Source organism: Pseudomonas sp. MONT-RG-20F-20-E-7-02, assembly GCF_022662395.1.
Lineage (GTDB): Bacteria > Pseudomonadota > Gammaproteobacteria > Pseudomonadales > Pseudomonadaceae > Aquipseudomonas.
Map to the genome: position 1 here is coordinate 1 of NZ_JAKNQN010000008.1, position 10,630 is coordinate 10,630.

A 10,630-nucleotide genomic window follows, 5' to 3' on the forward strand; every position below is an offset into this window, starting at 1 on the left:
ATTGGAAAAAATAATCGGGAGTAGTGCTTGCTCGCGGTGAAGTCAACGATTGTCCGCGATGCCTGGCCCACCTTTGCGCGCCGGAGTCCCTCCCTGCAATGCTAAATCCCTACCTTTCTATGCAATGGCCTTATGCATGGCTATCATGCGTGCCTCATTGTGAGGTGATGCATGCATGCTGACGTTGTTAGAACTTCTTAAAGATGGCCGATTCCATTCCGGAGAGGCGCTGGGTGTCGCCTTGGGTGTCAGCCGTAGCGCAGTTTGGAAGCAGCTCCAGCATCTTGAGGCGGAACTTAATCTGCCCATTCATAAAATTCGTGGTAAGGGGTATCAGCTTGCGTCCCCCTTGGTCTTCTTGAATGCAGCAGAAATTGAAGCAAATGCTGCTTCTTTGACGTGGCCCGTTTACATCTCAGACTCGATTGACTCCACCAATGCCGAAGCTTTACGCCTTGTCGATGCCGGCTACGCCGCGCCATTCGTGGTGCTTGCGGAGCAGCAAACGGCCGGAAGGGGGAGGCGAGGCCGCAAGTGGGTTAGCCCATTCGCTCAGAATGTCTATTACAGCCTTGTATTGCGTATCGAGGGGGGGCTGCGTCAGTTGGAAGGTCTGAGCCTCGTAGTGGGGTTGGCGGTCATGCAGGCTCTGCGTGAATTAGGTGTACTGGGTGCTGCCTTGAAATGGCCAAACGACGTCCTGGTTGGGCAAAAGAAAATAGCTGGCATCCTGCTCGAGTTGGTGGGGGATCCAGCTGACATTTGTCATGTTGTTCTTGGAATAGGCATTAACGTCAATATGCAGCAGGCTGCTGAGGTTGATCAGCAGTGGACGTCGGCACAGTTGGAAACAGGCTCTGCGATCGACCGCAATCACTTGGTTGCACAGCTGAGCCTGCAGTTGCAGAGCCACCTGGAACGACACAAGGCCTCTGGTTTTTCTGCACTCCATGAAGAATGGGAGAGAAATCATTTGTGGCAGGGCAAGGCTGTCTCTCTCATTGCCGGCGCCAACCAGATCGACGGTGTTGTACTGGGGATCGACCACCAAGGCGCATTGCGTCTAAACGTCGACGGTGTCGAGAAAATATATAGCGGTGGTGAGTTAAGCCTGAGGCTGCGTGATGATTCTTGAGCTCGACTGTGGGAATAGCTTTATCAAGTGGCGTGTACTCGAGTCGGAGGCCGCTAGCGCCTCTGCGGAAGGAGTTGTCGGTTCGGATCTCGCATTGATTGAGAGCCTGAAAGCAATTCCGGGCCTGCTGCTGACGCGCTGCCGTTTGGTGAGTGTCCGTGCTTCAGAGGAGACCAGCAAGCTGGTTGAGGCGCTACAGGGCGGCTTTGGAGTCACTGTTGCCTGTGCTGTCTCGGCGCGAGAAATGGCGGGAGTGCGCAACGGGTATGAAGAGTTTGAGCGTCTCGGGCTTGATCGCTGGTTGGCGATGCTGGGTGGTTTCAATTTGGCACCAGGTGCTTGCCTGGTGCTCGACTTCGGCACCGCGGCGACTGCGGACTTCATCGCTGCTGATGGTGAGCATCTCGGAGGCTTCATATGCCCAGGATTGCCCCTTATGCGCAGCCAGTTGCGAACGCACACCCGCAAGATTCGCTACGACGACGCCGCGGCCGAACAGGCCATGGAGCGTCTGTCCCCTGGGCGAACGACCGTTGAGGCTGTCGAGCGTGGTTGTACGTTGATGCTCAGGGGATTTGTATTGACCCAGCTTGAGCTGGCTCGGCGTTATTGGGGGGATGACTTCACCGTTTTCCTAACCGGCGGGGATGCTGACCTGGTCTCGGATGCCGTACCGCAAGCTCGCTTTGTTCCGGATTTGGTTTTTGTGGGTCTGGCGATGGCGTGCCCTTTGTCCTGAGGTATTTATGCGTTGGCTGTTTTTGCTTTTGCTTGTTCTCAATGCCTTCTATTACATCTGGCATCAACAAGAGGCCCCGTTGCGCGCCAAGGACGTCACGCCCCTGAGTCTATATCGAGGCTCTCAGCAGGACATTCGACTGTTGAGCGAATCTTCTGATCCGGTACGCCGTGATCGAGCAAAAGCGCCTGATCCACAAAATACGTGCCTATACATAGGTGGCTTTGCTGATCCGCGGCAACTGCAGTCGCTCGAGCAGCGTCTGATGAGCCTGGATATAAGGGTCAAGGTGCAACAGCTCAATGCGCCTGACGCTTCCGGCTATTGGCTTCGTGTGGCCCCTGAAAGCAGGCGTCTGGCCGACGATCTGCCCTTTGAAAACCTTGCTAAGGAATTCAATGAGTTAAAACATAAAATAATGCTGTGCGAAGGCATTGCAACTGTCGAATAGTTTGCATAGAATGGCGCCCGCTTCGCAGTGAAGACCTTTACGGTCTGCAGTGTGAAGCAAGCGTCAACGCAGCTAACCTCATATTTTTAATGAGAAAATGCTTGACAGAAGGCCGGCGTGATGTAGAATGCCGGCTCGCTTAGGAGGGGTTCCCGAGCGGCCAAAGGGATCAGACTGTAAATCTGACGTCTACGACTTCGAAGGTTCGAATCCTTCCCCCTCCACCATTTTTAGCGTGAGCTGCAAGCTCCGCGGGTATAGTTTAGTGGTAGAACCTCAGCCTTCCAAGCTGATGATGCGGGTTCGATTCCCGCTACCCGCTCCAAGTTTGCAGGTTGTGCACGGTGTTTTGCTCTTGTAGCTCAGTTGGTAGAGCACACCCTTGGTAAGGGTGAGGTCAGCGGTTCAAATCCGCTCAAGAGCTCCATATAACAAGGCAGATATGAAAATATCTGCCTTTGTTTTAACAGCTACCTCGGCTTGATGGTGTTATGCCTGGCGTTGATGTTGGGTGATTTCAAGTCTCTTGGGGTTGGTTGTTGTAAAGTCTTTTTCAGGCCTGCATAATGGTCGGCCTGATTTTGTTTTAGGTCAGTAGCTCAATTGGCAGAGCGACGGTCTCCAAAACCGTAGGTTGGGGGTTCGATTCCCTCCTGACCTGCCAGATTCACGTGGTGTGTCTGGCTTTCTTTTCACAGGATCTTCATAGATGACTCCTAAGGCTGAAGCTCAAAGCTCTCGTTTCGATCTAGTCAAGTGGCTTGCTGTAGTCGCATTGGTAGTCGTAGGCGTAGTTGGCAATCAGTACTATTCTGCTTCGCCGATCCTGTACCGCGTACTCGCTTTGCTTGCCCTTGCTGCTGTAGCTGCCTTTGTAGGCCTGCAGACTGCCAAAGGCAAGTCTTTCGCAGTCCTGGTAAAGGAAGCTCGCACAGAAATCCGTAAAGTCGTTTGGCCGACTCGCCAAGAAACCACGCAGACCACGTTGATTGTTGTGGCTGTTGTTCTGGTTATGGCGTTGCTGTTGTGGGGGCTTGATTCCCTGCTCGGCTGGCTTGTTTCCTTGATTGTTGGCTAAGGGTGTCCCGTGGCTAAGCGTTGGTACGTTGTGCATGCTTACTCGGGTTACGAGAAGCATGTGATGCGCTCTTTGCTGGAGCGCGTAAAGCTGGCAGGCATGGAAGATGGCTTCGGCGAAATTCTGGTTCCCACTGAAGAAGTGGTTGAAATGCGGAATGGCCAGAAGCGTAAAAGCGAACGCAAGTTCTTCCCTGGCTATGTGCTGGTTCAGATGGACATGAATGAAGGTACTTGGCACTTGGTCAAGGACACTCCTCGTGTCATGGGTTTCATTGGCGGTACTGCCGATAAGCCTGCTCCGATCACCGACAAAGAGGCGGAAGCAATTCTGCGTCGTGTTGCTGACGGTAGCGACAAGCCTAAGCCGAAGACGTTGTTCGAGCCGGGTGAGGTTGTTCGTGTCACAGATGGTCCGTTTGCTGATTTCAACGGTACTGTCGAAGAAGTTAACTACGAAAAGAGCCGGATCCAAGTGGCAGTGCTCATTTTCGGTCGCTCTACCCCGGTAGAGTTGGAGTTCAGCCAGGTCGAGAAGGTCTAGCTGAGCAAGCATCCCAACCCCGCAGCCTTAGGCTGTGGGGTTTTGTCGTCACTGGGATAAACGCGCAAGTAACCGGGGAGCCTTTCGAGGCGTTTGAACCCGTAATTGGAGTGCCTCATGGCCAAGAAGATTACCGCTTACATCAAGCTGCAAGTGAAGGCCGCTCAGGCCAACCCAAGTCCACCTGTCGGCCCGGCTCTGGGTCAGCACGGCGTGAACATCATGGAATTCTGCAAGGCCTTCAACGCCCGTACTCAGGGTCTTGAGCCAGGTCTGCCGACTCCAGTGATCATCACTGTATACAGCGACCGTAGCTTCACTTTCGAAACCAAGTCGACCCCGGCTTCGGTTTTGTTGAAGAAGGCTGCAGGTCTGACTAGCGGTTCCGCTCGTCCTAACACCGTTAAGGTTGGCACCGTAACTCGTGCTCAGCTGGAAGAAATCGCGAAAACCAAAAACGCGGATCTGACTGCAGCTGATATGGATGCAGCCGTGCGTACCATCGCCGGTTCTGCTCGTAGCATGGGCCTTAACGTGGAGGGTGTGTAATGGCTAAGCTGACCAAGCGCCAAAAGGCTATCGCCGGCAAAATCGAAGCAGGCAAGGCCTACAACTTTGTAGACGCCGCTGCCCTGCTGACCGAGCTGTCGACTGTCAAGTTCAGCGAGTCCGTTGACGTTGCTGTAAACCTGGGTGTTGACCCACGTAAATCCGACCAGGTCGTTCGTAGCGCTACTGTGCTGCCACACGGTACTGGCAAGACTGTACGTGTTGCTGTCTTCACCCAAGGCCCGGCAGCTGAAGCTGCTCTGGCCGCCGGCGCCGATCGCGTTGGCATGGACGACCTGGCTGCCGAAATGAAAGGCGGCGACCTGAACTACGACGTAGTTATTGCTTCCCCGGATGCAATGCGCGTTGTAGGTCAGTTGGGTCAGATCCTCGGTCCACGTGGTCTGATGCCTAACCCTAAAGTCGGCACCGTAACCCCAGACGTAGCTACCGCGGTTAAAAACGCCAAGGCTGGTCAGGTTCGTTATCGCACCGACAAAAACGGCATCATCCACACTTCCGTTGGCAAAGTCGGCTTCGACGCCGTCAAGCTGAAGGAAAACGTTGAAGCCCTGATCGCTGATCTGAAGCGTATCAAGCCAGCTTCCTCGAAAGGCATCTACGTTAAGCGCGTTACCCTGAGCACCACTATGGGCCCAGGTCTGGTCATCGACCAAGGCTCGCTGGACGTATAAGACACAGATTGGCGCGAGAGATTGCGTCAATCGAAAAAATTGGGGTCCCTGCCTGGCGGGGGCTATCCAAGACCGTAGGCGGCGCAAGCCTTAAACCACAAGCCTACGCAGATGGTGCTCCCGGTTCCTTACCGAATCAGACACCAAAACGACATCCGGCTTCGGCCAGATGAAACGGTAACAAGCAGGAGTTAAACCCGTGGCAATTAATCTCGAAGACAAGAAGGCCATCGTCGCTGAAGTCAACGAGGCTGCCAAAGCTGCTCTGTCCGCTGTCGTGGCTGATGCCCGTGGTGTGACAGTAGGCGCTATGACCGGACTCCGTAAAGAGGCTCGTGAAGCTGGCGTATACGTACGAGTTGTACGTAACACCCTGCTCAAGCGCGCTGTTGCTGACACTGAATACAGTGTCCTCAACGACGTGTTCACCGGCCCGACTCTGATCGCGTTCTCTAAAGAACATCCAGGCGCTGCTGCCCGTTTGTTCAAAGAATTCGCCAAGAGTCAGGATAAGTTCGAGATCAAGGCAGCTGCGTTCGAGGGCAAGTTCCTCGCAGCTAACCAAATCGACGTACTGGCAACACTGCCGACCCGTAACGAAGCTATTTCGCAGCTGATGAGCGTGATTCAAGGCGCTACCAGCAAGCTGGCTCGTACTCTGGCTGCAGTTCGCGAGCAAAAAGAAGCTGCCGCAGCCTAAGGCTGAGCACCTCCTTTCGCGTATTTTTGTTTATTTCGATGGCCGCGTAGGCCGTCCCCCAATTCAGGAAATACAGTAATGTCTATCTCCCAAGAAGATATCCTCAACGCCGTAGCTGAAATGTCGGTTCTGCAGGTTGTTGAGCTGATCAAAGCTTTCGAAGAAAAATTCGGCGTTTCCGCTGCCGCTGCTTCCGCTGGCCCAGCTGTTGCTGCTGTTGCTGCTGAAGAGCAAACCGAATTCAACGTCATGCTGCTGGAAGCTGGCGAGAAGAAAGTAAACGTGATCAAGGCAGTTCGTGAACTGACCGGTCTGGGCCTGAAAGAAGCCAAGGCTGTAGTTGACGGCGCTCCTGCCCAGGTTCTGGAAGCAGTGTCGAAAGACGCCGCTGACAAAGCTAAAGCAGTGCTGGAAGAAGCAGGCGCTAAAGTCGAGCTGAAGTAAGCATCGACCTTGCGTCTCCAGCCCAAGCGTTAAGCTGAAGGCTGATGGCTGGTGGCTCTTGCCACCGGCCTTTTTCCGTTCTTGGCTGTCGACTCGGTCGCCGCCATTAACGCGCTGTAGCCACCCGATGCGGTGGTGCAAACCATGGGGTTTGCGAGATTTTCTGGCTGCTCCCGTCGGGAGGGGCCAAACAAGCAGGTGACCAAGCTGGGGAACGCTGATGGCTTACTCATATACTGAGAAAAAACGTATCCGCAAGGACTTTAGCAAGTTGCCGGACGTCATGGATGTCCCGTACCTTCTGGCTATCCAGCTGGATTCGTATCGTGAATTCTTGCAAGCGGGAGCGACTAAAGATCAGTTCCGCGACGTGGGCCTGCATGCGGCCTTCAAATCCGTTTTCCCGATCATCAGCTACTCCGGCAATGCTGCGCTGGAGTACGTGGGTTATCGCCTGGGCGAACCGGCATTTGATGTCAAAGAATGCGTGTTGCGCGGTGTTACGTACGCCGTACCTTTGCGGGTAAAAGTCCGTCTGATCATTTTCGACAAAGAATCGTCGAACAAAGCGATCAAGGACATCAAAGAGCAAGAAGTCTACATGGGCGAAATCCCACTGATGACTGAAAACGGTACCTTCGTTATCAACGGTACCGAACGCGTTATCGTTTCCCAGCTGCACCGTTCCCCGGGCGTGTTCTTCGACCACGACCGCGGCAAGACGCACAGCTCCGGTAAGCTCCTGTACTCCGCGCGGATCATTCCGTACCGCGGCTCGTGGTTGGACTTCGAGTTCGACCCGAAAGACTGCGTGTTCGTGCGTATCGACCGTCGTCGTAAGCTGCCGGCCTCGGTACTGCTGCGCGCGCTCGGCTATACCACTGAGCAAGTGCTGGATGCTTTCTATACCACCAACGTATTCAGCCTGAAGGATGAAACCCTCAGCCTGGAACTGATTGCTTCGCGTCTGCGTGGTGAAATTGCTGTCCTGGATATCCAGGATGAGAATGGCAAGGTCATCGTTGAAGCCGGCCGCCGTATTACTGCGCGCCACATCAACCAGATCGAAAAAGCCGGTATCAAGTCGCTGGACGTGCCTTTGGACTACGTCCTGGGCCGCACCACCGCCAAGGTCATCGTTCACCCGGCTACAGGCGAAATCCTGGCTGAGTGCAACACCGAGCTGAACACCGAGATCCTGGCGAAAATCGCCAAGGCCCAGGTTGTTCGCATCGAGACCCTGTACACCAACGACATCGACTGCGGTCCGTTCATCTCCGACACGCTGAAGATCGACTCCACCAGCAACCAATTGGAAGCGCTGGTCGAGATCTATCGCATGATGCGTCCTGGTGAGCCGCCAACCAAAGACGCTGCCGAGACCCTGTTCAACAACCTGTTCTTCAGCCCTGAGCGCTATGACCTGTCTGCGGTCGGCCGGATGAAGTTCAACCGTCGTATCGGTCGTACCGAAATCGAAGGTTCGGGCGTGTTGTGCAAGGAAGACATCGTCGCGGTACTGAAGACTCTGGTCGACATCCGTAACGGTAAAGGCATCGTCGATGACATCGACCACCTGGGTAACCGTCGTGTTCGCTGCGTAGGCGAAATGGCCGAGAACCAGTTCCGCGTTGGCCTGGTACGTGTTGAGCGTGCGGTCAAAGAGCGTCTGTCGATGGCTGAAAGCGAAGGCCTGATGCCGCAAGACCTCATCAACGCCAAGCCAGTGGCTGCGGCGGTGAAAGAGTTCTTCGGTTCCAGCCAGCTCTCGCAGTTCATGGACCAGAACAACCCGCTCTCCGAGATCACCCACAAGCGCCGTGTTTCCGCACTGGGCCCGGGCGGTCTGACCCGTGAGCGTGCAGGCTTTGAAGTTCGTGACGTACACCCGACGCACTACGGTCGTGTTTGCCCGATCGAAACGCCGGAAGGTCCGAACATCGGTCTGATCAACTCCCTGGCCGCTTATGCGCGCACTAACCAGTACGGCTTCCTCGAGAGCCCGTACCGTGTAGTGAAAGACGCTCTGGTCACCGACGAGATCGTGTTCCTGTCCGCCATCGAAGAAGCTGATCACGTGATCGCTCAGGCTTCGGCCACGATGAACGACAAGAAAGTCCTGATCGACGAGCTGGTAGCTGTTCGTCACTTGAACGAGTTCACCGTTAAGGCGCCGGAAGACGTCACCTTGATGGACGTTTCGCCGAAGCAGGTAGTTTCGGTTGCTGCGTCGCTGATCCCGTTCCTGGAGCACGATGACGCCAACCGTGCGTTGATGGGTTCCAACATGCAGCGTCAAGCTGTACCGACCCTGCGTGCCGACAAGCCGCTGGTAGGTACCGGCATGGAGCGTAACGTAGCCCGTGACTCCGGCGTTTGCGTCGTGGCTCGTCGTGGCGGCGTGATCGACTCCGTTGATGCCAGCCGTATCGTGGTTCGTGTTGCCGATGACGAAGTTGAAACTGGCGAAGCCGGTGTCGACATCTACAACCTGACCAAATACACCCGCTCGAACCAGAACACCTGCATCAACCAGCGTCCGCTGGTGAGCAAGGGTGATCGCGTTCAGCGTAGCGACATCATGGCCGACGGCCCGTCCACCGATATGGGTGAGCTGGCTCTGGGTCAGAACATGCGTATCGCGTTCATGGCATGGAACGGCTTCAACTTCGAAGACTCCATCTGCCTGTCCGAGCGTGTTGTTCAAGAAGACCGCTTCACCACGATCCACATCCAGGAACTGACCTGTGTGGCACGTGACACCAAGCTTGGGCCTGAAGAGATCACTGCAGACATCCCGAACGTGGGTGAAGCTGCACTGAACAAGCTGGACGAAGCCGGTATCGTTTACGTAGGTGCTGAAGTTGGCGCAGGCGACATCCTGGTCGGTAAGGTCACTCCGAAAGGCGAGACCCAACTGACTCCGGAAGAGAAGCTGTTGCGTGCCATCTTCGGTGAAAAAGCCAGCGACGTTAAAGACACCTCCCTGCGCGTACCTACCGGTACCAAGGGTACTGTCATCGACGTACAGGTCTTCACCCGTGACGGCGTTGAGCGTGATGCTCGTGCACTGTCCATCGAGAAGACTCAACTCGACGAGATCCGCAAGGACCTGAACGAAGAGTTCCGTATCGTTGAAGGCGCGACCTTCGAACGTCTGCGTTCCGCTCTGGTAGGCCACAAGGCTGAAGGCGGCGCAGGTCTGAAGAAAGGTCAGGACATCACCGACGAAATTCTCGACGGTCTTGAGCACGGCCAGTGGTTCAAACTGCGCATGGCTGAAGATGCTCTGAACGAGCAACTCGAGAAGGCCCAGGCCTATATCGTTGATCGCCGCCGTCTGCTGGACGACAAGTTCGAAGACAAGAAGCGCAAACTGCAGCAGGGCGATGACCTGGCTCCAGGCGTGCTGAAAATCGTCAAGGTTTACCTGGCAATCCGTCGCCGCATCCAGCCGGGCGACAAGATGGCCGGTCGTCACGGTAACAAAGGTGTGGTCTCCGTGATCATGCCGGTTGAAGACATGCCGCACGATGCCAATGGCACCCCGGTCGACGTCGTCCTCAACCCGTTGGGCGTACCTTCGCGTATGAACGTTGGTCAGATCCTTGAAACCCACCTGGGCCTCGCGGCCAAAGGTCTGGGCGAGAAGATCAACCGTATGATCGAAGAGCAGCGCAAGGTCGCAGACCTGCGTAAGTTCCTGCACGAGATCTACAACGAGATCGGCGGTCGCAACGAAGAGCTGGACACCTTCTCCGACCAGGAAATCCTGGATCTGGCGAAGAACCTGCGCGGCGGCGTTCCAATGGCTACCCCGGTGTTCGACGGTGCCAAGGAAAGCGAAATCAAGGCCATGCTGAAACTGGCAGACCTGCCGGAAAGCGGCCAGATGCAGCTGTTCGACGGCCGTACCGGCAACAAGTTTGAGCGCCCGGTTACTGTTGGCTACATGTACATGCTGAAGCTGAACCACTTGGTAGACGACAAGATGCACGCTCGTTCTACCGGTTCGTACAGCCTGGTTACCCAGCAGCCGCTGGGTGGTAAGGCTCAGTTCGGTGGTCAGCGTTTCGGGGAGATGGAGGTCTGGGCACTGGAAGCATACGGTGCTGCTTACACTCTGCAAGAAATGCTCACAGTGAAGTCGGACGATGTGAACGGTCGGACCAAGATGTACAAAAACATCGTGGACGGCGATCACCGTATGGAGCCGGGCATGCCCGAGTCTTTCAACGTGTTGATCAAAGAAATTCGTTCCCTCGGCATCGATATCGATCTGGAAACCGAATAACA

At 55.3% G+C, this 10,630-nt stretch carries 10 protein-coding genes and 4 tRNA genes; all 14 read left to right on the forward strand.

The window, feature by feature from the left end:
* Window positions 1–175 precede the first annotated feature (175 nt).
* The 14 genes from birA (at window position 176) to rpoB (ending at window position 10,628) form a co-directional block, all read left to right on the forward strand.
* Complete coding sequence (gene birA / locus L8I05_RS22060; protein WP_242171536.1) at window positions 176–1,135, forward strand: bifunctional biotin--[acetyl-CoA-carboxylase] ligase/biotin operon repressor BirA; 960 nt, start codon at window positions 176–178, stop codon at window positions 1,133–1,135.
* Entirely contained in the window at window positions 1,125–1,874 is a 750-nt protein-coding gene (locus L8I05_RS22065) for a pantothenate kinase (protein ID WP_242171537.1), read from the forward strand. Before birA ends, L8I05_RS22065 begins: the two co-directional genes overlap by 11 nt.
* A 7-nt stretch (window positions 1,875–1,881) precedes the next feature.
* Window positions 1,882–2,325 carry a hypothetical protein gene (locus L8I05_RS22070; RefSeq protein ID WP_242171538.1) on the forward strand — a complete coding sequence of 148 codons (444 nt, stop codon included), beginning with the start codon at window positions 1,882–1,884 and terminating at the stop codon, window positions 2,323–2,325.
* A 142-nt stretch (window positions 2,326–2,467) separates the two neighbouring features.
* A tRNA-Tyr gene (locus L8I05_RS22075) sits at window positions 2,468–2,552 on the forward strand.
* Between the two features lie 24 nt (window positions 2,553–2,576).
* Window positions 2,577–2,650, forward strand: a tRNA-Gly gene (locus L8I05_RS22080).
* A 26-nt stretch (window positions 2,651–2,676) separates the two neighbouring features.
* Window positions 2,677–2,752, forward strand: a tRNA-Thr gene (locus L8I05_RS22085).
* Window positions 2,753–2,913: 161 nt separating this feature from the next.
* Window positions 2,914–2,989, forward strand: a tRNA-Trp gene (locus L8I05_RS22090).
* A 45-nt stretch (window positions 2,990–3,034) separates the two neighbouring features.
* Window positions 3,035–3,403: a preprotein translocase subunit SecE gene (secE, locus tag L8I05_RS22095; RefSeq protein WP_003194658.1), complete on the forward strand. Its 369-nt coding sequence runs from the start codon at window positions 3,035–3,037 to the stop codon at window positions 3,401–3,403.
* A gap of 9 nt (window positions 3,404–3,412) precedes the next feature.
* Window positions 3,413–3,946: a transcription termination/antitermination protein NusG gene (nusG, locus tag L8I05_RS22100; RefSeq protein ID WP_003176436.1), complete on the forward strand. Its 534-nt coding sequence runs from the start codon at window positions 3,413–3,415 to the stop codon at window positions 3,944–3,946.
* Between the two features lie 117 nt (window positions 3,947–4,063).
* The gene (rplK, locus tag L8I05_RS22105) at window positions 4,064–4,495 is read left to right on the forward strand and encodes a 50S ribosomal protein L11 (protein ID WP_003176435.1); all 432 of its coding nucleotides are present in this window, start codon (window positions 4,064–4,066) and stop codon (window positions 4,493–4,495) included.
* Window positions 4,495–5,190: a 50S ribosomal protein L1 gene (gene rplA, locus L8I05_RS22110; RefSeq protein ID WP_003232403.1), complete on the forward strand. Its 696-nt coding sequence runs from the start codon at window positions 4,495–4,497 to the stop codon at window positions 5,188–5,190. Before rplK ends, rplA begins: the two co-directional genes overlap by 1 nt.
* 199 nt (window positions 5,191–5,389) lie before the next feature.
* Window positions 5,390–5,890, forward strand: a complete 501-nt coding sequence (rplJ, locus tag L8I05_RS22115; RefSeq protein WP_010174464.1) for a 50S ribosomal protein L10 — start codon at window positions 5,390–5,392, stop codon at window positions 5,888–5,890.
* A gap of 78 nt (window positions 5,891–5,968) precedes the next feature.
* Window positions 5,969–6,334 carry a 50S ribosomal protein L7/L12 gene (gene rplL / locus L8I05_RS22120; RefSeq protein WP_010566858.1) on the forward strand — a complete coding sequence of 122 codons (366 nt, stop codon included), beginning with the start codon at window positions 5,969–5,971 and terminating at the stop codon, window positions 6,332–6,334.
* A 220-nt stretch (window positions 6,335–6,554) separates the two neighbouring features.
* A complete protein-coding gene (rpoB, locus tag L8I05_RS22125) occupies window positions 6,555–10,628 on the forward strand; it encodes a DNA-directed RNA polymerase subunit beta (protein ID WP_053258275.1) in 4,074 nt (1,357 codons plus the stop codon).
* Window positions 10,629–10,630 lie beyond the last annotated feature (2 nt).

What these genes read in the sequence shown, in the direction of transcription:
- L8I05_RS22070 (WP_242171538.1), top strand. Translation starts at nt 1,882, where the DNA reads ATGCGTTGGCTGTTTTTGCTTTTGCTTGTTCTCAATGCCTTCTATTAC.
- birA (WP_242171536.1), top strand. Translation starts at nt 176, where the DNA reads ATGCTGACGTTGTTAGAACTTCTTAAAGATGGCCGATTCCATTCCGGA.
- rplA (WP_003232403.1), top strand. Translation starts at nt 4,495, where the DNA reads ATGGCTAAGCTGACCAAGCGCCAAAAGGCTATCGCCGGCAAAATCGAA.
- rplL (WP_010566858.1), top strand. Translation starts at nt 5,969, where the DNA reads ATGTCTATCTCCCAAGAAGATATCCTCAACGCCGTAGCTGAAATGTCG.
- rplK (WP_003176435.1), top strand. Translation starts at nt 4,064, where the DNA reads ATGGCCAAGAAGATTACCGCTTACATCAAGCTGCAAGTGAAGGCCGCT.
- rpoB (WP_053258275.1), top strand. Translation starts at nt 6,555, where the DNA reads ATGGCTTACTCATATACTGAGAAAAAACGTATCCGCAAGGACTTTAGC.
- secE (WP_003194658.1), top strand. Translation starts at nt 3,035, where the DNA reads ATGACTCCTAAGGCTGAAGCTCAAAGCTCTCGTTTCGATCTAGTCAAG.
- L8I05_RS22065 (WP_242171537.1), top strand. Translation starts at nt 1,125, where the DNA reads ATGATTCTTGAGCTCGACTGTGGGAATAGCTTTATCAAGTGGCGTGTA.